Genomic DNA, 18,912 nt, shown 5'->3' on the forward strand with positions numbered 1-18,912 from the left:
GCAGGCCTTTTTTGTTACTTGGCTCGTGATTCAAGCTATGGTACTAATAGCTGCTTGAATTGATGAGGGTAAAAGTTTGGATTTCTTGATTGAATTTGGTTTGTTTTTTGCCAAGGCGATAACTATTGTTATCGCCATTATTGCGGTTGTTGTGGTTATTGTGGCGGCTTCCGTTAAGAATAAGCATAAGAGTGGTGAGTTAGAGCTGAAAGATCTGAGTGAGCGTCATCATCAGATCGAGGATCATTTGAATGACTCGCTAATGAATAAAGAACAGCTTAAACAGTATAAAAAACAGCAGAAACAGCAACAAAAAGCCGATAAAAAAAATACCGCAGAGCAGTCAAAACCACGCTTATTTGTGATTGACTTTAAAGGCAGTATCGATGCGAAGGAGGTTGCTAGCCTCCGCGAAGAAGTCACCGCAGTGTTAATTACCGCCAAGCAAGACGATGAAGTGTTGGTTCGGCTTGAAAGTGGTGGTGGTATGGTGCATGGCTATGGCTTAGCGGCATCTCAGCTGAAGCGACTCAAGGCGAAAGGGATTAAACTGACCATTGCCGTTGATAAGGTTGCGGCGAGTGGAGGATATATGATGGCTTGTATTGCCGACCAGATCATCGCTGCTCCGTTTGCGATTGTCGGCTCTATTGGGGTTATCGCTCAAATTCCTAACTTTAATAAAGTCTTAAAAAACCATGACATTGAATTTGAACAACTGACTGCCGGTGAGTTCAAGCGCACCTTGACCATGTTTGGTGAAAATACCGATGAGGCTCGTGCTAAATTTAAAGCGGAGTTGGAAGAAACTCACATCCTATTTAAAGATTTTGTACAAGAGTTTCGTCCACAACTTGATATTGCCAAGGTTGCGACGGGTGAGCATTGGTATGGTACTCAAGCCTATGGTTTGAAGCTTATCGATCAGGTGAGCACCAGTGATGACTACTTGATGCAACACTATGCCGACAAGCAAGTCGTTCAGTTTAAATATCACGGCAAGAAAAAGTTGGCGGAAAAATTAAGTCAAGCAGCTAGTCTCGGGGTAGAGCGAGGCATGATGAAACTGCTGCAATCGCAATCTTGGGATTGGACGAAATAAATTAAGAGGATGTAAAATATTAAGCCTGATCATGTTCATCAGGCTTTTTTGTGTCTTAATTAATCAGTAAGCTAGCTTACGGTTGTAATCACTGTATTAACGTATTGTTTTATTGGTTCTTTTTAGGCTTGTTGGAAAGGATAAATGGATCCAAGCTGAAGAATTTGGGTGAGTTCATCCAGGGCGGTGTTCACCTCGGTGATCAGTTGTGGATCTCGTAGATCATCAAATCTTAAGCTATCTCGGTAGTGTTTATCAATCCAGCAGTTAAGCGTGTTAAACAGTTGCTCATTGAGCAGAGTATGCTGATTCACCGCCGCTAGTTCCATGTCATTAAGGGCGACCCTTAAGCGTAAACAGGCTGGGCCGCCACCGTTACTCATACTCTGTTTTACATCGAAATAATGCACCTGCTTGATCGGCGTGTTGCGAGTCACTAAGTTCTCAAGGTAACGACGAACTGAATCGGATTCTTGGCAGTTTGTTGGGGCGATAATTGCCATTTCTCCAGGCGCAGTGGTAATAATTTGAGTATTAAATAAGTAACTCTTTATCGCCTCACTCACAGAGACTTCTTGATCGTTAACTTCAATAAAATGGAGCTTATCTTCGCCGAAATAATGCTGAATACGCTGAATTTCTTGTTGTGAGTTTAAAAATGCCTGTTGATGATAAAACAGTACATTTTGGTTCCCGACGGCAATCACATCATTATGAAATACGCCTTGATCTATCACCGCTGGATTTTGCTGAATAAACATTGCGGTATCGTTATCTAAACCATGTAAACGGGCGACAGCCTGACTGGCCTCAAGAGTTTGTCGAGCAGGGAATTTACTTGGAGCCACTTGCTGACTATTGGCGGCACTGCGCCCATAGACAAATAGCTCAAGACCTGCCTTACCGTAATTGCTACACAGGCGAGTGTGGTTTGCTGCACCTTCGTCGCCATAGTAATCATTTTCTGGTAGATGTTGGTGATGTTCGAAGTATTTAGGATTCGCAAATACTGCTTTTAAGATGTTGCCTGTCACTCCGGGCTCAATAGAACGGTGTAGTTTATTGGTTAAGTTTGCGGGGGTGAAATGTACTTTACCATTGCCAGTATCGGCGCTTGGTGAAACCGTGGCTGCATTGGCGGTCCACATGCTGGAGGCTGAATAGCTGGCGAGTAGGGCATCTGGTGCTTTCGCAGCGGCTTGCTGCAACAGTTGGCTGTCGTTACCAGTAAATCCGATCCGACGAAGTAAGTTAAGATCGGGGCGTTGTTGTGGCGCGAGTACGCCTTGGTACAGTCCTAGGTCATGCAAGGCTTTCATTTTTAATAAGCCTTGCTTGGCTGCTTGCTGCGGGTTCGATGCATTTTGAGCATTAGAAAGGGAGGCCACGTTACCGAATGACAGTCCTGCATAGTTGTGGGTAGGGCCCACTAAACCGTCAAAATTAACTTCGAAGTGTTTCATAATATTCCTTTCAGTACGCTCATCAAAAATGAGTTATCTTTTATTGAAAATTTTTATAGTAATGGTTATTTATATTGGCATATAAAGAAAATCAAGCGTATAACTCTACGCGATTACGAGACTTTCAGATGTTATCAGTTTGTTTTTAGCTGGTCGAGTGCTTAATTATTCACCCAATAAACCAAAGAATTAAAAAAGTTATTGACCTATGCTGAGTCTCGAGCAATTTTAAAAAGAACACACTGTCTGCTACTCTCCGTACAAAGATAATTGACGGACTTAATCGGTAATAAGAAGAATATGAGTAAATCACTGGTCATCGTGGAATCACCAGCCAAAGCAAAAACGATTAATAAATACTTAGGCCGCCAATACGTGGTGAAGTCGAGTGTCGGCCACATTCGTGATTTGCCCAGTAGCGGCAGTAACACCAATAAAAAGAAGGCGGCACCGATTTCTACCAAAGGCTTAAGCGCAGAAGAAAAAGCCAAATTAAAGCAAGCAAAAGACAAAAAGGCTTTAGTGTCTAGGATGGGCGTTGACCCGGAGAAAGATTGGCAAGCTAATTACCAAATTCTTCCTGGCAAAGAAAAAGTTGTTAATGAGCTTAAAACCCTCGCCGAAAATGCCGACACCATCTATCTCGCGACCGATTTAGACCGCGAAGGAGAGGCGATTGCTTGGCACTTAAAAGAAATTATTGGGGGTGACGACAGCCGCTTTAAGCGAGTTGTATTTAACGAAATCACCAAGTCTGCGATTCAAGATGCCTTCTCTCAGCCCAGTGAACTGAATATGGATCGAGTGAATGCCCAACAAGCCCGCCGTTTTCTTGACCGAGTGGTTGGTTATATGGTTTCTCCATTGTTGTGGAAAAAGATTGCTCGTGGCTTATCGGCGGGTCGAGTGCAGTCAGTCGCGGTTCGGCTTGTGGTGGAGAAGGAGCGTGAAATTAAAGCTTTTGTCCCAGAAGAGTATTGGGACATTCATGCTGACTTAGCCACCCAACAAGCGAAAAACTTTCGTCTTGAAGTTGTCAAAGAAAATGGCCAGCCCTTTAAGCCGGTTACTCAACAACAAGCCTCTACGGCAGTAAGTAGTTTAAAAACAGCGGCTTATAAAGTTGCTAAGCGTGAAGATAAACCGACTCGTTCTAAGCCAAAAGCTCCCTACATAACCTCGACCTTGCAGCAGGCAGCGAGTACTCGCCTTGGATTTGGTGTGAAAAGAACGATGATGTTGGCTCAGCGGCTCTATGAAGCGGGTTACATCACCTATATGCGTACTGACTCAACAAACTTGAGCAACGACGCTGTGGAGGCTGGTAGGGCCTATATCGTCGATAATTACGGGGCAGATTATCTTCCTGAAAATCCTTTGCGTTATTCTAGCAAGCAAGGAGCCCAGGAAGCACACGAAGCGATTAGACCTTCGGATGTGAACGTCTTAGGGAACCATATCGATGGTGTGGATGCTGATGCGAAGAAACTTTACGATCTTATATGGCGTCAATTTGTCGCTTGTCAGATGACCGATGCGCAATATGACGCAACCACTGTGACAGTGAGTGCGGGTCAGTTTGAGTTGCGAGCGAAGGGTAAAATATTACGTTTTGACGGTTGGACGCGAGTACAACCGGTAGGCAAAGCTAAAAAAGATGAAGACGGTGTATTACCAGCGGTTAGCCAAGGTGATGTATTAAACTTGGTTGAGCTTGATTCTAAGCAGCACTTTACTAAACCACCGGCTCGTTTTAACGAAGCTTCCTTAGTCCGTGAGTTGGAAAAACGTGGTATTGGACGGCCCTCAACTTATGCATCGATTATTTCCACAATTCAAGATCGGGGCTACGTGCGTACCGAAAGTCGTCGTTTTTATGCGGAGAAAATGGGCGAAATTGTTTCTGAACGGCTATGTGAAAGCTTTGAAAATCTGATGAGCTACGACTTTACCGCTGAAATGGAAGAGCGCTTGGATGAAGTTGCGGATGGTAGCTTTGAATGGAAGCAGGTTCTCAATGAATTTTATAAGAACTTTAAAGGCCAATTAAGCAAGGCTGATGATGATGAGCATGGGATGCGTAGCAATACCCCCGTCATCACTGACATTAGTTGTCCTGATTGTGGACGTCCCATGGGGATCCGTACTGCCAGTACCGGGGTCTTTTTAGGATGCTCTGGTTATGCGCTCCCTCCCAAAGAGCGCTGTAAATGCACCATTAATCTTATCCCCGGAGAAGAAGCGGTCGCGGCGAATGTAGAAGAGCAAGAAACAGAAGCTCTGCGTGCGAAAGAACGTTGTCCAATTTGTGCGACCGCGATGGATAGTTACCTCATCGATGAAACTCGTAAGTTGCATGTCTGTGGTAATAATCCAGATTGTGACGGGTACGTGGTTGAGCAAGGTAGCTTTAAAATCAAAGGTTACGATGGGCCGATTGTTGAGTGTGAGAAATGCGGCAATGATATGCAGTTACGCACCGGCCGTTTTGGTAAGTATATGGCTTGTACCGGTGAAGATTGTAGTAATACTCGTAAGATATTAAAAAGTGGCGAGGTTGCACCTCCACGCGAAGATCCGGTGCATTTGCCTGAGTTACCTTGTGTGAATAGCGATGCCTATTTTGTATTGCGTGACGGGGCTTCAGGGATATTTATGGCGGCGAGTAACTTTCCACGCTCGCGTGAAACTCGAGCGCCGTTGGTTGAAGAGTTGAAACGCTTTAAAGATCGTTTACCCGAGAAGTTTTACTATTTGGCCGATGGCCCAACGGAAGATCCCGATGGGGTCAAAACTTTGGTGCGTTATAGTCGTAAAACCAAAGAGCAATATTTAAGTTCTGAGGTGGAAGGTAAACCAACTGGTTGGCGGGCCTATTTTACCGATAATAAATGGGTGATTGAAGATAAACGTAAGAAGCCAAAAGCGGCGAAGGCGGATTAAATAAAAAAGGAAGCGAGAGCTTCCTTTTTTAATGTTTATTATTGCTGTTTTCGCTCAGAATAACTGCTTATTTCATCGTAATTGTTGTTGTGCTAGCTTCTTATCCATAGTGGCTTTTAGTAATTTGTAGAGCAGGATCGAAGCATCAATTTCTTCTTTGCGGTTGGTGAGACTCTCGATATTTAAACCCAAGGGGATCCCTAAGGGCAAGCAGGTTTCTAAGATCTGCACCAGATTGTTGTAGCAAATTAAAATTGATTCGTTTAGCGGTTTTTCTGCATTGAGAATACGTAAACTAGTGGCTTCTGGAACCGAAATCCCTAACCATTCAATAAACTCGAGGGTTTTAGCACTACCGCAAGGTGAAAAGGTGAGTATGATCCGCTGTGGCTGCTGCTGGTTTTCACGACATTGATGGGCATAGCGGCTTAACATATCGATGGTTGCTTGAGCGTTATACACTGCTTGTGAGACAAAATAGCGGCAGCCTTGTTCCATTTTGTGCAGTAACCTTAGGTGTTCATCCCCTTTCTTCGCATGACGCTCTGCAATGGTCACGCCGCCTAGGTAAAACTCTGGGGCTTGGTTGGCTAAAGCTTGATAAGCGTCCGCTAAGCTCAGCTTTATTTCCGAATTAGCTGCCGGGCTACCTACTAATACTAAGTCACGAATTCCATATTGGTGCCAGGCCTGTTTTAGCCAGTTTACAAACTCAGTTTCATTTCGTTGTGAGACACTCTTATAAGTGATTACCGAACGTTGGCTTTTTTGCATTAATAATTGTGCATATAGCCTTGGGTCATGGGTTTGCATGTAAGGAAAGGGTCTAGGCTTATCAATTCGACTACTCTCATCTTGAATGTCATAAACAATCAAACCGTCATAATCCAGTTCATCAAGACGAGATAATAATTTGTCTGCAATCGCGCTGACTTTTTCTATATCGGTGTTTTTTTTGGGCGGCGTCGTACCAATAAAGTAGACGCCATGGGAGCTATCACTAGAAATTTGTTGCAGTGTTTTGCGCATGATATGTAAAGCTTATAGGAATAATTGAGTTCATTTTCGCATAGCGAAAGCTAAAAATCCCCAGTTGCGAAAGAGATCGCGTTAAAAATCCGCCCAAACTACCATTTTTTCTTGGGCTGGAATAAGACGTCAAGCTCGTCCGTTTCTTTTTCGGCTAAGTCTTGTACTTGTTGTTGACTGGCCGATTTGAGCTTCTCACTCATTTCCGAATTCATCCGTTTCATGTCGGTGAGCTTTTGTTCTAAGTAGGCGTCGCGATCAGAAATGTTACTCAGTGCGGAAATACTTTTGTTGAGTAATTGGCGAGCGCTGCCCCATTGGCGTAGTGCTTGAGCTTCAATGGCGCGTTTTAAGGCGTTCTCGATATTAATTTTTAGTTGCATTAACTCTAATCGGCGATCTTCTAAGACGAATACTTGAGTATTTAAACGGCCCTTGGCGTGTTCTGAGCGAACAACTGCACGAATTTTTTTAACAATTTGAAGCATTTGTAAAGCATCTTTATCGGTATCTGGGGCTCGGAAGGCACTATCGCTAACCTCGCCACCTGAACCTTTGATTTGGCTTAATTGCCCTTTGGTGGCGCGAATACGATTGTTCAAGCCCTTGACTGTTGGATCGGTAGTACGGATATGGTTTAAGGCTTGTAAAATACGAGAGTGTAGGGTTTCCACCAATTCTTTACTGTAGGGAAGAATGGAAGAATGTAATAATAATTCTTCGGTTTCATTGATGATCGCTTTTTGCTTCGCAATGGCTAAGCGACGTTCTGTTTCTTGTTTTTGTTTAAACTGCTGCACCATGTTATAGCCGATGACTAAAAATAGTAGGGTGCCGACGCCGAGCAATATTAAGGTAAATACCATAATTTAACCGAAAAAATATCCTAAATGTTTGTTCTACGGGAGATATAAGCTAAAACGGCTGCCTTCAAGTAAGCCTCCATTATTTAGTTCAATTCTACCTTCTTTACCTGAATTTATGTGTGCTTTAGCGATCAATTTCGCAAAAAACAAACCTAAGCCACTACGATTATTTAAAAAGTCTAAACTTGGTGCTAATTCAGCGTGGGCCAAATCGATAATCTCTTGGGGAAATCCATCGCCGTCATCATCAATTTGAATACATAAGTAGCTATCGGCTTGTTTCGCTGAAATTTTAATTTGTTTTTTAGAGTAGCGTAGTGCGTTTACTACAATATCATTAAGTAGGTAATCTACCAATACGCCGTCGAGATACCAACTTAAACCTTCTTCTACTTCGATTTGCACGCTCATATTAGCCTGCTCGATAAAGGTTTGGTTTTTGTAATAAATGTCATTGAGTAGATCTTCGATATAACACTCCTCAATGGTCATTGGCATTTGTTCTTTTTCGAAGCGATATAAAGCCAACAACTGCATCAAACTACCATTTAAACGCGATACTTCATAATGAAGTCGCGATAGCTCTTCACTATCTTCGCGACCCAACTGTTTGGAACGAAGAGCGATCGCTTCGGTGGATTGGGTTAACATACACAATGAATTTTTCATATCGTGCACGGCAGTGGCTAACACGGTCGAAAAATCTAGCTGGTTGTGTAGCGGCATCGTCGCTCCTTTTTTATGCTGTCAATACAAGTGTAACTGAAACCAAGCCGCATCCCAAAATGAATCCATATGAGGGAGAGATTGTCTATTTAAGCTGGGTCTCTTCATTAAACGTTTTACTCTGGATGTATTAGTTCTGAACAGTTTGTGGCTAAATAATTTCGAAAGTTTGGTTTCATGGATGATTGTCATCTTGCTGTCATCACCGTTGGTTAAGTGTAATTCACAAGCCTTCGTGATAGAGATAAAGATGCTAAATCGAGTTCTTTTTCCAGAGATGGAGCAACTACAAGCGTTGTTGGCTCAACATCAACGTATGCTACGGGTGGAGACGATTAGCTCGATAACGTACCAAGGTATTAATTATCCAGTACAGGCGATTCGTTTAGGGAGCGAAAATAAACGCGACCCTGCGATTTGTTTTGTGGCTGGGGTACATGGTGTGGAGCGTATTGGCAGCCAAGTGGTGTTGTCTTTTATGCATAATTTGTTCACTCGCTTGGCTTGGGATCAGCAGTTGCAAAATTTGCTGTCACATATGCAATTGTTATTTATTCCCATCGTAAATCCAGTGGGGATGTTATTACAGCGGCGAGCCAACGCAGAGGGCGTGGACTTAATGCGAAACTCTCCGGCAGTCGCCGAGTGTGGCGCCACTTGGATGGTTGGTGGGCAACGTTTAAGTGCTCGCCTGCCTTGGTATCGTGGTGCTGTTAATCAACCGATGCAGCAAGAGGCTGCGGCCTTGTGTCAATTTGTTCAGCAGCACTTATATGGACGGCCTTTTAGCTTAGTGCTCGATTGCCATAGTGGTTTTGGTCATGCGGATAGGATCTGGTTTCCCTATGCAAAATCAGCTGCTGAGCCTATCGATGATATTGCTTGGGTTTATCGCCTAAGGGAAATTTTTTTTGCCAGTTACCCACATCAGAATTACTTGTTTGAGCCGCAGACCAAACATTATCGGTGTCACGGTGATCTCTGGGATTATTGCTATCAGCAATCTTTATCAAGGCCCGGCATATTTCTTCCTCTTACTTTAGAAATGGGATCTTGGCGATGGCTCAAGAAAAACCCTTTGCAGGTTTTTAGTGGTTTAGGTTTGTATCATCCAATGAAGCCGCATCGGGTGCAAAGAGTCATGCGGCGACACTTGGTACTGATGGAGTTTTTAATTAATGTGAGTTATTCATGGCAAAGCTTCGATCAGGTCGACGGCTTGGCGTCGGCGAAACATGCAGCGAGGAAACTGTGGTACTAGTATCATCAAACCATCTTGTAAGTCGGTCGGGTAGGGTTATATTATTGCTACGAGGCTTGATCAGAGAACGTCGTCACTGGGGGGATTTTGCGGAACAATTGCAAGCCCAGTTTCCAAACCGGACGGTGTTGAGTTTTAATCTTCCGGGGAATGGTGATTTAGTCCACTTGCGCAGCCCTCGCTCTATTACGGCGATGCGTCAAAGTTTGCGTATACAGTTACGTTTAAGCTCGCTCAATAACGACAAGATTGATATTGTCGCCATCTCTTTAGGTGGGATGGTTGCCGTTGACTGGCAAGCCCATTTCCCTGAAGAAATAAATTCAATAACTTTGATTAACTCTAGCAACGCCAGCTTTTCTCCTTTTTATCAACGTTTGCGTTGGCAAAGCTTGGGCAAGATTTTGTCGATACTTTTCACGGTTAATCGCTTCCAGCGTCAGCTCAAAATTTTACAGTTAACCAGTTGTGCCCCTATGCAACATTTAGGTGTATTAGCGCGTTGGTTGAGTTGGTCAGAGCAGTATCCGGTGACTTGGCAAAATAGTTTGCGGCAGCTTTGGGCAGCCGCTCGGTTTCGTTGTACCGATAAACCTAAAGTGGCTACTTTGCTCCTCAGTAGTCGCCAAGATAAGCTGGTTGATTGCCGTTGTAGTGAGGTATTGGCGACTCATTGGCAATGTGAGCATAAGCAGCATCCAAGTGCTGGTCATGATTTACCGCTAGATGACGCGGAGTGGACGGTGAATCAATTGAGCTCTTGGTTAAGTTTGGTTGACCCAAGCTAGCGGCTCAACTAGCTTGTACTAAGATGTCTTGTGAATATCAACGCCTAAGGAATGATGATGTTGAAATGGATGATTGCTTTTTTGTTGTGTAGTCCTTTTGGTTTCGCGAATCAGCTATCGCTAAAGGTAATCGAAGGTGCTTATCCTTTATTAAGTTTGACAATTGATCAGGCTCAGTCAATTAAGCTCTCCGCAGATGGTCGCTATAAGATCACCTTACCAACTAGTTCAAGTTGTTTGTCTGATACGTTTCAGCAGTTAAGCGGTCGTTTAGTGGCAGTGCAATTGACCCTAGATCAAATCATTACTCAGCAGTTGCAACAGCTTAGTCAAACTCAGAACTGGCTTGAGTTGTCTTATATGGTTGATTTTCCAAGCTCAGAGCTCGCTTGTTCGACAGCTGAGCTACAGATGATATTTCCGCCATTAACGACTTTTGCTTCGGCCTGGGGAAAATTTGAAGTCAATCAGGGCCGCGGCAGTCAAGCGCTCAGTTTTTTTGTGTTGCATAAATTTGCCAATGATTATCGCTGGCAAGCTGTGTTACCCGAACCCCAGCGAGCACAGCAGTTTTGGCTTGATTATTATGCTCAAATGTCTCGAGACGAGCATAAATAGGCCCTTTTATTAAGGGCTTCATCTAACTGTCATATTGTAGACCGAGAGCTGTGGTTCAATAAGGCGAACCATTTTATCGGGATTTACTGTTTGGACTCTTCACTTGCACTTGAAACGAACTTTAAGCTTAAAAAACTAAAGCGTTATCAGTATGAACGTTATGCGGTGCTTTGCCGTCTGGCTTATCCTTCGGCGCTAGGTAAGATGCAAGATCAGTTGGATAATTATCGTTACCAAGAGATATTTGACCGTTGGGGACGCTCAACCACGCGGGTATTGTGGAAACCCGATAAGAGTGAAGTGATTGTGGTATTTCGTGGTTCTACCAATCTATTAGATTGGCTGGTTAATTTGGCTTTTATCCCCAGACGTTATCAGTTTGAGCATGTTTACTACCATGTGCATTGGGGCTATTTACAGTTATTGGAGCAAATGAGTTGTGATCCAAACCGAGGGAAACAGAAGTGCAGTGTCTACCAGCGTCTGGAGTCAGTATTATTGCCACTGATGACACAAGGGAAAAAAATCACTTTGACGGGACATTCCTCTGGCGGTGCAATGGCGGTTTTAGTCGCCGATCGCTTAGAGCGTAAATATCCCAAAAAAGTGAAGCGGGTGGTAACTTTCGGTCAGCCAGCCACCGGACTGTGGAATTTTAAGCGTCACTATAAACTTCATCGTAAAACCTATCGAATCTGTTGTGACTTAGATATTGTGACTTTCTTACCTCCTTTGCCTTTTGTTTACTGGCATGTCGGGAGGATGCTGTGGTTACATGATGAGAAAATATATGAGAATACGCCCACTTGGTATCGAATGTCGAAGTCGCTAATTAGCTGGATGCTGTTGCCTTTTACTTATCATTACATGCGTAAATATATTCGAAATAAAGATTATTTTGACGAGCATTAACTGCAAAAAAGTATTCCATCAGTTCGCATAAGCGCGCGCTGACTTCAGTTGTGCTTTGTTAATCGTGAGGGTCTCGGTTCGAGGCCAGCGGCCACAGAGTATCGTCAGTTCTTGTTCATTTTCTTTATAATAAACGTAACGTTGCCCCTTACCTAAGCTACAACAAATCGCTTGGTCACCTAGATAGCTGATGCTAATAAAGCCCTTCTCAGAATGAATATTTGGACACCAGTCTTTACTATTGCCACCGTGAGTATTGGGTTGTCGTGCACGCAATACCTCGAGTACATCGATGGTATTCACGGGATGAGTAGAAAACCAATTGAGGTATTCTTTAAGGCTAAGCTGCTTTCCATAAAATTCGGCAAGGGTAACTTTTTGCATTTCCAATATCAGTAGGATAATAGCGAGTATTACGATGATGAAAGGAAATAGTATTCTGTAGAGCAATGTTTGAAGCATGTTTCTGCCATTAATTTCAATAATTGCTGACGATTTTAACAAAAACGTGATGTAAGTCTAATATTTGTTACTTTTTGCGTCTGCCTCTCACTTATACCCGAGTGAACTAGCTTATGGATATTCGGAATTTGTTACGGCCTTTGATTGGTTTAAGCTTAGCTTGCTTAAATGAGGAGCCAATATGTTACAGACTCTGTTGTGGATACTTATCCCTTTATTTTTATTACTATCGGTCTTTAGTGGCGAGTTGATGCGTTTGATTTTTGAATCTTTGGCTTTCCTTAGCTTACTGTTGATTTTGGCTAGCAAGCTTAAAGCTAAGGATGAAAAAGCCAGTCATGAAAGCTGAACATCGTCGATGTTAATAATAAGCGAGGATAATCAGTAATGATGCGCTAGCAATGCTAAACCATAGGCTAAGGCCTAATAGTAAGGGTTTCATCCCAGCCGCTTGAATATTTTTTGTGGTAAGCCCATAACCAATGAAAAACAGACAAACCCCGAGTAGTTGTTTCGATACCTTAAATAAACCTTGATAAAGTGACTCAAATATTGGCACATAGTTACTGACCAACATTGCTAAGATATAAAACAAAATGAAGTAAGGTACCGAAAGCTTACCGTCTTTTTCTTTAAATAATACCGCGCTAATTAAGGCCACTGGAATGATCCATAGAGCTCTTGCCAGCTTGACGGTGGTAGCAACGTTTAAGGCTTGGTCTCCATAACTTGCGGCAGCGCCGACTACAGAAGACGTATCATGAATGGCAATCGCCGCCCAGTAACCAAATTGGACTTGGCTGAGGTGAAGTAAGTGTCCTAGCAGTGGAAAGATAAATAAAGCACAAGCGTTGAGAATAAATACGGTGGCTAAGGCTAAGGAAATCTGCTTGCTGTTGGCCTTTATCGCGGGAGAAACCGCGGCAATTGCGCTACCGCCACAAATCGCGGTACCCACAGAAATGAGATAAGCCGTTTTTCGCTCTACTTTTAGCAACTTTGCGACCACAAAACCTAAACATAAGGTAAAGGCGATAGAGCCAACAATTAAACCAAAGCCTGCTTGGGTATATTCAATGGCTTGCTCGATAGAAATGCCAAAGCCAAGGCCAACTACGGAAATGGCTAACAAACGCTTGGTGACTATGCCGATATTTATGTTGTTTGGCGTCAAGCCTAAACTGGCTAAACATGCACCAATAATCAGCGCTCCCGGCCCATTTACCCAAGGGGTTAATACTGATAAAGCAACCGCAATACATAGATAATCATTAGTCGATAAAAGTTTTAATTTGTTCAGCATAACGTGCCCCTAACTGTGAAGTTTTATTATAGAGCACTGATGGTTTAGTTAAATGGCTAATTAAGACCTGAAAAAAAGCAATAATTGACCATTAATAATTGATTTAATAGAAGTTAATTTGTCGTTATCAATATTATTGATTAAAGTAATCAATAATATTCCTAGATCAATATAGCTGTTTTTATCTCAATTCTTCTTCGATATGTGGTTGTAGTAACTCGGTGACTCGCCGTCCTTCTTGAATCGCTTCTTCGGCGCGGTGGAAATCCATCACACTAATACTACCTAATTTAGGGTTTAACAAAATATCAGGTGGATCGCCGGCCATACGGGCCCGGGTAAGGCGCTCTTGCATAATATTAATTGAGGTCGACATAACGCCGATCATTCCCGGTGACCGATCATCATTATTCTGTTTGATGCTTGCCAGCATTGATGTTAAAAATTCTTTACCTCCGCCCAATAAGCGTAAGAAGGGTTGGTCGGGTTCACTAGTGCTATCTTTAAGCTCATCGTCGAAGTTATTGAGGTGAGACTTGTCACTATTTAGGTTGACAGCAATCACCACATCGGCGCCCATGGCTCTGCATAGCGAAACAGGAACGGGATTGACTAAAGCGCCATCCACCAACCATTGATTATTCAGCTGGTAAGGAGCCATTAAGCCTGGCATGGCACAGGAAGAGCGGACCGCATCGCGGACTCGGCCTTGCTGCAGCCACACTTCTTTCCCCGATCCCAACTCTGTTGCGATAGCACCAAAGGGAATACTTAATTGCTCAATATTGCTACGTCCAATATATTGCTCGGCGGCGTTAAACACTTTTTCACCAGTTAATAGCCCCCCTTTATAGAACGAAAAGTCCATAAGGTTGAATACTTGCCAACTAGATAATCCTAGCGCCCAGTTGGTTAATTGGTCGACACGTTGGCACGCATAAGCCGCGCCAACAAGGGCTCCAATGGAGCAGCCTGCGACTAGGTGGGGACGGATCCCCATCTCACGTAATGCCAAAATTACGCCTAAGTGAGCCCATCCTCTGGCGGCTCCACTGCCAAGTGCTAAGCCGATCACTCTGTCTTTTCGTTTGGCCATGGACTACCTCCTCGGGGGTGATGCACATATTAATGACGCGAAACAAGTCGTTTTCACCGTTTTATATTGAGTTAATTGTGCCAATATATGAGGTGATTTGTGTAGCTATTCAGTAAACTATTCTATAGCTGATGAATAGGAAAAAGTAATGAATTCAAAAAATAAAGTCGGTCGACCGAAAGGTGAGAGTCAAGCCCGGCAACGGTTATTAGAGGTGGCAACAGCGTTATTTATTGAGTTGGACTATGACCGAGTGTCGTTGAGGATGATTGGTAAGCAGGCGCAATTAGATCCTGCCTTAATTGCTTACTATTTCGGATCTAAGGCCGGTCTATTTGGCGAAATGCTAAGCTCGGTATCCAGTCCGGTGTTTGCTACTTTACAGCAGGTTACGGCGCAGCTAGGCAGCCGCAGCTTAAATGACTTAATGCGTATTTATTATCAAACGATGGCCGATAATCCTCATTTTCCGAAGCTAATCTTTCAGTTGGCAAGTATGCCCGGCAACCATGAAAGTCTCGAGCAATTGAATTTAATTTTGCAAAATCTTGGCCGTTTGTTGGGGAAGGGCCTATTTCAACGTTTAGCGGCAGAGGGCTCTTTCGCGGAAGGGGTTGATGCTGAATTAGCTCAGTTGAGCTTTATGAGTTTAATGGTCTTTCCGTTTTTGATCCCGGAGCGTTTATTGCAGGCCAATCACATTAGTCTGCCAAAAGATAAATTATTGAAACTGGCAGAACATAACATTGCTTTGTTGGCTCGTGGACTGTTTAAAAATTAATAGATACCTGAGTCGCTATCGTGGTTAAGTTCTGTGCTACTTTGATTTTAAGCCGCTATTTATGAATCGTTTTGCGCAAAATCCGCTTCGAATACGGAGAAAGACTGGATAAATATCCAGTCTTTGAGTTAAGCTAGCTTCAATTTATCAGCGTAGTGTGCCAGCTTTATGATTGACTTACTCAGGTGAGTTAGCTGGTATTGTATTTAGACGGAGTCATCTTAGTGATAGCCACTATCAAAGGTATTTTAGAAGAAAAAGTACCGCCTTTTGTGTTAGTCGACGTAGCTGGCGTGGGTTACGAGATCCAGTTACCCATGAATTGCTTCTATCAATTGCCCGAATTGGGCGAGCCAGTGCGTTTACTGACCCATTTTATTGTTCGTGAAGATGCTCAGTTGCTTTATGGTTTTCATGATAAATCTTCGCGCGCCTTGTTTCGCGAGTTGATTAAGGTGAATGGAATAGGTCCAAAAGTGGCGCTGGCCATCTTGTCAGGACTCAGCTGTGAACAATTTGTCTATGCGGTAAAACATGAAGATTTATCCAGCTTGGTAAAAGTTCCTGGGATCGGCAAAAAGACGGCTGAACGGCTATTGGTCGAGATGAAAGATCGTTTGAAAAACTGGCATGCAGAACCACCAGCTACGCCATTAAGCGATGGTATTACAGCCAATGGCGATCTACCGCTGAGTCCTGCTACCGATCCCAAAGAAGAAGCCGTTGCAGCCTTAGAATCGCTGGGTTATAAAGGCGTTCAAGCTGAAAAACTCGTGAAGCTAGTATGGCAGTCGGGTATGAGCAGTGAACAGTTGATCCGTGAAGCCCTTAAGGCTGCATTATAATTTAAGGTTCAAAAGATGATAGAAGCAGATCGTTTGGTAGCAGCCTTGCCCGTTGCAGAAGAAGAAACCGTCGATCGGGCTATTCGGCCAAAACGCTTAGGTGATTATACCGGCCAACAGGCGGTTGTTGAGCAATTGGAAATCTTTATTGAAGCCACGCGCCGCCGTGAAGATGCCTTGGATCATTTATTGATTTTTGGCCCGCCAGGTTTGGGCAAAACGACGCTTGCGAATATTGTGGCGAACGAACTTGAAGTGAATATTAAAACCACTTCCGGCCCAGTGCTTGAAAAAGCGGGAGACTTAGCGGCACTGTTAACTAATTTAGAACCTGGCGATGTGTTATTTATCGACGAGATTCATCGTTTAAGTGCAGTTGTTGAAGAGATCCTTTATCCGGCAATGGAAGATTATCAGTTGGATATTATGATTGGTGAGGGGCCAGCCGCGCGTTCTATCAAACTTGATTTGCCGCCGTTCACCTTAATTGGTGCAACCACTCGAGCGGGAATGTTAACCTCACCACTTAGAGATCGTTTTGGGATTGTGCAACGCTTAGAGTTTTATAAAACTGATGATTTGGCTGATATTGTGAAGCGCAGCGCTCATTATTTGAATTTAACCTTGGATGAAGCGGGTGCTTGGGAAGTGGCTCGTCGCTCACGTGGTACGCCGCGGATCGCGAATCGCCTGTTACGTCGGGTTAGAGATTTTGCCGATGTAAAATTTGATGGCAAAGTCACTCAAGAAATCGCAGCACAAGCTTTGGATTTGCTTAGTGTCGATAGTGCTGGCTTTGATTATATGGATACCAAATTGTTGCTTGCCATTACTGATACTTTTGGCGGTGGCCCTGTTGGCTTAGATAACTTAGCCGCAGCTATCGGTGAAGATAAAGAAACCATTGAAGATGTACTTGAACCTTTCTTAATTCAACAGGGTTATCTGCAACGTACTCCTCGCGGACGGATCGCCAGCGACCGTGCCTATTTGCACCTTGGTTTAGATTTACCTAAACGTTAGAAATGCTGTCGTTTATCGGCGACAGGCAAGTCAATAAAACGGCTTAATGTGTTCATTTTTAAGCCGTTGGCCGAAATTTGTATCGCAATTGTTCAAATTAAATGGTTTGAGTCTTAACCTTAAGCACTTGCCTGTGTATAGTATTTTCTAATTGAAATACTTAGGTAGGTGTAATGTCGGTTTTAAGGGTTCGAGTGTATTACGAAGATACTGATGCGGGTGGGGTTGTTTATCACGCAAATCATATTAAGTATTTCGAACGAGGTCGTACCGAATGGTTGCGAGAATTAGGTTACGAACAAGACCGTTTGATGGCGCAAGATCTATGTTTTGTGGTTCGAGCGCTGCAAATTGACTACAAACTACCAGCTCGTTTTAATCAAGTACTCACGGTTGAAACTCGTATTGAAAATATGAAACGAGCCAGCATGGTGTTTGAGCAAACGATTAAAAATGCTGACCAACAAGTTATTGCCCATGGAATGGTTACCGTTGCTTGCGTCACATTGTCGTCAATGAAGGCCACGGCCATTCCCGATCAATTAAAAGAGGATTTACTCGGTGCATTCTGATATGTCATTTATTGGCTTGTTTTGGCAGGCGAGCTTACTGGTTAAATTTGTCATGCTGCTGCTATTGAGCATGTCGGTTTATTCTTGGGCGATGATTATTAATCGTAATAAAATCTTGAAGTCGGCAAAAACTGCCAGTGATAGTTTCGAAAAGAAATTTTGGTCTGGCATTGACCTCAATAAGCTCTATCAAGAAAGTAATGCTAGAGCCGAGCATCTGCAAGGTATGGAACAGATATTTCATTCTGGTTTTAGAGAGTATGTTCGTCTACATAAATCAGGAAATCGAAGTCCCGATGCGGTGATGGATGGTACTTATCGGAGCATGCGAGTCTCCTTGTCCCGCGAAGTCGAGGCTTTAGAGAATCAGTTGCCGATGTTGGCAACGATTGGTTCTATTAGCCCCTATATTGGCTTATTTGGTACGGTGTGGGGGATTATGAATGCTTTTATCGCTCTGGGAGAAGTTCAGCAAGCCAGTTTAAATATGGTTGCTCCCGGGATTGCCGAAGCACTGATTGCAACTGCGATGGGATTGTTTGCGGCGATCCCTGCTGTGATCGCTTTTAACCGTTTTTCTACGGGCGTTGGTAAGTTAGAACATAATTACGCCAACTTTATGGAAGAGTTTTCAAGTATTCTGCATCGCCAAACCCACAGTGGTACAAATTAGGAGGCGTCGTGAATTATTACCAACGCCCCAAGCGCCGCTTGGTTGCTGAAATCAACGTGGTACCTTATATCGATGTGATGTTGGTGCTATTGATTATTTTTATGGTGACAGCGCCTTTGATTACCCAAGGGGTCAAAGTTGATTTGCCACAAGCGAGTGCCGAGGCTTTGCCAGAAGATAGTAAACCGCCGCTAGTGGCGACGGTCACTGAAAGTGGGCAATATTACTTAGATACGGGGAATGACTCTCAATCAGCTACTGAAGTTTTGTCGGGCGATGATCTGCAAGCCTTGGTAATGGCGCATTTACAGCTTGACCCTAAAATACCAGTAGTGGTTCGCGGGGATAAGAACGTTCGTTATGAGCAAATCATCAATTTAATGGTACTGCTGCAAAATGCAGGTGTACCATCGGTTGGCCTTATGACCCAACCTGAAAACAACTAAATT

The 18,912-nt window shown here is 43.5% G+C and carries 20 protein-coding genes; 13 read left to right on the forward strand and 7 right to left on the reverse strand.

Going from position 1 to position 18,912, the window contains the following annotated elements; genetic code table 11:
- The first annotated feature begins 76 nt into the window (after window positions 1–76).
- The gene (sohB, locus tag ACRRS0_RS10535) at window positions 77–1,102 is read left to right on the forward strand and encodes a protease SohB (protein WP_432453255.1); all 1,026 of its coding nucleotides are present in this window, start codon (window positions 77–79) and stop codon (window positions 1,100–1,102) included.
- Window positions 1,103–1,224: 122 nt separating this feature from the next.
- On the opposite strand, the gene astB is transcribed toward sohB, so the two are convergent.
- Entirely contained in the window at window positions 1,225–2,565 is a 1,341-nt protein-coding gene (gene astB / locus ACRRS0_RS10540; protein ID WP_432453254.1) for an N-succinylarginine dihydrolase, read from the reverse strand.
- Window positions 2,566–2,865: 300 nt separating this feature from the next.
- Between astB and topA the strand changes: the two genes are divergently transcribed.
- Window positions 2,866–5,508, forward strand: a complete 2,643-nt coding sequence (gene topA, locus ACRRS0_RS10545; RefSeq protein ID WP_432453253.1) for a type I DNA topoisomerase — start codon at window positions 2,866–2,868, stop codon at window positions 5,506–5,508.
- 72 nt (window positions 5,509–5,580) lie between these two features.
- Here topA and ACRRS0_RS10550 read toward each other — a convergent pair whose 3' ends face one another.
- From ACRRS0_RS10550 to ACRRS0_RS10560, 3 genes are all read right to left on the reverse strand, one after another.
- Window positions 5,581–6,537 carry a methylenetetrahydrofolate reductase gene (locus ACRRS0_RS10550; protein ID WP_432453252.1) on the reverse strand — a complete coding sequence of 319 codons (957 nt, stop codon included), beginning with the start codon at window positions 6,535–6,537 and terminating at the stop codon, window positions 5,581–5,583.
- 98 nt (window positions 6,538–6,635) lie between these two features.
- The gene (locus tag ACRRS0_RS10555; RefSeq protein WP_432453251.1) at window positions 6,636–7,403 is read right to left on the reverse strand and encodes a DNA repair protein; all 768 of its coding nucleotides are present in this window, start codon (window positions 7,401–7,403) and stop codon (window positions 6,636–6,638) included.
- A gap of 33 nt (window positions 7,404–7,436) precedes the next feature.
- On the reverse strand, window positions 7,437–8,129 hold the full coding sequence (locus tag ACRRS0_RS10560) for a sensor histidine kinase (protein WP_432453250.1): 693 nt from the start codon (window positions 8,127–8,129) through the stop codon (window positions 7,437–7,439).
- Window positions 8,130–8,379: 250 nt separating this feature from the next.
- Here ACRRS0_RS10560 and ACRRS0_RS10565 point away from each other — a divergent pair, with 250 nt between their 5' ends.
- The 4 genes from ACRRS0_RS10565 to ACRRS0_RS10580 all read left to right on the forward strand — a co-directional run bounded on the left by ACRRS0_RS10565 (window position 8,380) and on the right by ACRRS0_RS10580 (window position 11,708).
- Window positions 8,380–9,390 (forward strand): DUF2817 domain-containing protein, encoded by a 1,011-nt coding sequence (locus tag ACRRS0_RS10565; RefSeq protein WP_432453249.1) that lies wholly within the window; start codon window positions 8,380–8,382, stop codon window positions 9,388–9,390.
- A 44-nt stretch (window positions 9,391–9,434) separates the two neighbouring features.
- Window positions 9,435–10,178, forward strand: a complete 744-nt coding sequence (locus ACRRS0_RS10570) for an alpha/beta fold hydrolase (protein WP_432453248.1) — start codon at window positions 9,435–9,437, stop codon at window positions 10,176–10,178.
- Window positions 10,179–10,235: 57 nt separating this feature from the next.
- Complete coding sequence (locus tag ACRRS0_RS10575; RefSeq protein ID WP_432463263.1) at window positions 10,236–10,796, forward strand: hypothetical protein; 561 nt, start codon at window positions 10,236–10,238, stop codon at window positions 10,794–10,796.
- A gap of 90 nt (window positions 10,797–10,886) precedes the next feature.
- The gene (locus tag ACRRS0_RS10580; RefSeq protein WP_432453246.1) at window positions 10,887–11,708 is read left to right on the forward strand and encodes a lipase family protein; all 822 of its coding nucleotides are present in this window, start codon (window positions 10,887–10,889) and stop codon (window positions 11,706–11,708) included.
- A gap of 18 nt (window positions 11,709–11,726) precedes the next feature.
- Here ACRRS0_RS10580 and ACRRS0_RS10585 read toward each other — a convergent pair whose 3' ends face one another.
- Complete coding sequence (locus ACRRS0_RS10585) at window positions 11,727–12,170, reverse strand: hypothetical protein (RefSeq protein WP_432453245.1); 444 nt, start codon at window positions 12,168–12,170, stop codon at window positions 11,727–11,729.
- Window positions 12,171–12,351: 181 nt separating this feature from the next.
- On the opposite strand from ACRRS0_RS10585, the gene ACRRS0_RS10590 reads away from it, so the two are divergent.
- The gene (locus tag ACRRS0_RS10590; RefSeq protein ID WP_432453244.1) at window positions 12,352–12,519 is read left to right on the forward strand and encodes a hypothetical protein; all 168 of its coding nucleotides are present in this window, start codon (window positions 12,352–12,354) and stop codon (window positions 12,517–12,519) included.
- Between the two features lie 12 nt (window positions 12,520–12,531).
- On the opposite strand, the gene ACRRS0_RS10595 is transcribed toward ACRRS0_RS10590, so the two are convergent.
- Together ACRRS0_RS10595 and rssA are read right to left on the reverse strand one after the other, a co-directional pair.
- Window positions 12,532–13,473 (reverse strand): YeiH family protein, encoded by a 942-nt coding sequence (locus ACRRS0_RS10595; RefSeq protein ID WP_432453243.1) that lies wholly within the window; start codon window positions 13,471–13,473, stop codon window positions 12,532–12,534.
- A gap of 181 nt (window positions 13,474–13,654) precedes the next feature.
- Window positions 13,655–14,569, reverse strand: a complete 915-nt coding sequence (gene rssA / locus ACRRS0_RS10600) for a patatin-like phospholipase RssA (protein ID WP_432453242.1) — start codon at window positions 14,567–14,569, stop codon at window positions 13,655–13,657.
- A 148-nt stretch (window positions 14,570–14,717) separates the two neighbouring features.
- Between rssA and ACRRS0_RS10605 the strand changes: the two genes are divergently transcribed.
- The 6 genes from ACRRS0_RS10605 to tolR all read left to right on the forward strand — a co-directional run bounded on the left by ACRRS0_RS10605 (window position 14,718) and on the right by tolR (window position 18,909).
- Window positions 14,718–15,350 carry a TetR/AcrR family transcriptional regulator gene (locus ACRRS0_RS10605; RefSeq protein ID WP_432453241.1) on the forward strand — a complete coding sequence of 211 codons (633 nt, stop codon included), beginning with the start codon at window positions 14,718–14,720 and terminating at the stop codon, window positions 15,348–15,350.
- A gap of 224 nt (window positions 15,351–15,574) precedes the next feature.
- Window positions 15,575–16,195 (forward strand): Holliday junction branch migration protein RuvA, encoded by a 621-nt coding sequence (gene ruvA / locus ACRRS0_RS10610; protein WP_432453240.1) that lies wholly within the window; start codon window positions 15,575–15,577, stop codon window positions 16,193–16,195.
- Window positions 16,196–16,210: 15 nt separating this feature from the next.
- A complete protein-coding gene (gene ruvB / locus ACRRS0_RS10615) occupies window positions 16,211–17,218 on the forward strand; it encodes a Holliday junction branch migration DNA helicase RuvB (RefSeq protein ID WP_432453239.1) in 1,008 nt (335 codons plus the stop codon).
- Window positions 17,219–17,391: 173 nt separating this feature from the next.
- Window positions 17,392–17,790, forward strand: a complete 399-nt coding sequence (gene ybgC, locus ACRRS0_RS10620) for a tol-pal system-associated acyl-CoA thioesterase (RefSeq protein ID WP_432453238.1) — start codon at window positions 17,392–17,394, stop codon at window positions 17,788–17,790.
- Window positions 17,780–18,463 carry a protein TolQ gene (gene tolQ / locus ACRRS0_RS10625; RefSeq protein WP_432453237.1) on the forward strand — a complete coding sequence of 228 codons (684 nt, stop codon included), beginning with the start codon at window positions 17,780–17,782 and terminating at the stop codon, window positions 18,461–18,463. Before ybgC ends, tolQ begins: the two co-directional genes overlap by 11 nt.
- 8 nt (window positions 18,464–18,471) lie before the next feature.
- Window positions 18,472–18,909, forward strand: a complete 438-nt coding sequence (tolR, locus tag ACRRS0_RS10630; RefSeq protein ID WP_432453236.1) for a protein TolR — start codon at window positions 18,472–18,474, stop codon at window positions 18,907–18,909.
- Window positions 18,910–18,912: the final 3 nt, after the last annotated feature.

Origin of the sequence: Agarivorans sp. QJM3NY_29 (assembly GCF_050870835.2) — a bacterium.
Classification (GTDB): domain Bacteria; phylum Pseudomonadota; class Gammaproteobacteria; order Enterobacterales; family Celerinatantimonadaceae; genus Agarivorans.

What these genes read in the sequence shown, in the direction of transcription:
- ACRRS0_RS10560 (WP_432453250.1), bottom strand. Translation starts at nt 8,129, where the DNA reads ATGCCGCTACACAACCAGCTAGATTTTTCGACCGTGTTAGCCACTGCC.
- ACRRS0_RS10605 (WP_432453241.1), top strand. Translation starts at nt 14,718, where the DNA reads ATGAATTCAAAAAATAAAGTCGGTCGACCGAAAGGTGAGAGTCAAGCC.
- ACRRS0_RS10590 (WP_432453244.1), top strand. Translation starts at nt 12,352, where the DNA reads ATGTTACAGACTCTGTTGTGGATACTTATCCCTTTATTTTTATTACTA.
- astB (WP_432453254.1), bottom strand. Translation starts at nt 2,565, where the DNA reads ATGAAACACTTCGAAGTTAATTTTGACGGTTTAGTGGGCCCTACCCAC.
- rssA (WP_432453242.1), bottom strand. Translation starts at nt 14,569, where the DNA reads ATGGCCAAACGAAAAGACAGAGTGATCGGCTTAGCACTTGGCAGTGGA.
- ruvB (WP_432453239.1), top strand. Translation starts at nt 16,211, where the DNA reads ATGATAGAAGCAGATCGTTTGGTAGCAGCCTTGCCCGTTGCAGAAGAA.
- ACRRS0_RS10585 (WP_432453245.1), bottom strand. Translation starts at nt 12,170, where the DNA reads ATGCTTCAAACATTGCTCTACAGAATACTATTTCCTTTCATCATCGTA.
- ACRRS0_RS10575 (WP_432463263.1), top strand. Translation starts at nt 10,236, where the DNA reads ATGTTGAAATGGATGATTGCTTTTTTGTTGTGTAGTCCTTTTGGTTTC.
- ybgC (WP_432453238.1), top strand. Translation starts at nt 17,392, where the DNA reads ATGTCGGTTTTAAGGGTTCGAGTGTATTACGAAGATACTGATGCGGGT.
- ACRRS0_RS10565 (WP_432453249.1), top strand. Translation starts at nt 8,380, where the DNA reads ATGCTAAATCGAGTTCTTTTTCCAGAGATGGAGCAACTACAAGCGTTG.
- topA (WP_432453253.1), top strand. Translation starts at nt 2,866, where the DNA reads ATGAGTAAATCACTGGTCATCGTGGAATCACCAGCCAAAGCAAAAACG.
- ACRRS0_RS10555 (WP_432453251.1), bottom strand. Translation starts at nt 7,403, where the DNA reads ATGGTATTTACCTTAATATTGCTCGGCGTCGGCACCCTACTATTTTTA.
- ACRRS0_RS10595 (WP_432453243.1), bottom strand. Translation starts at nt 13,473, where the DNA reads ATGCTGAACAAATTAAAACTTTTATCGACTAATGATTATCTATGTATT.
- ACRRS0_RS10550 (WP_432453252.1), bottom strand. Translation starts at nt 6,537, where the DNA reads ATGCGCAAAACACTGCAACAAATTTCTAGTGATAGCTCCCATGGCGTC.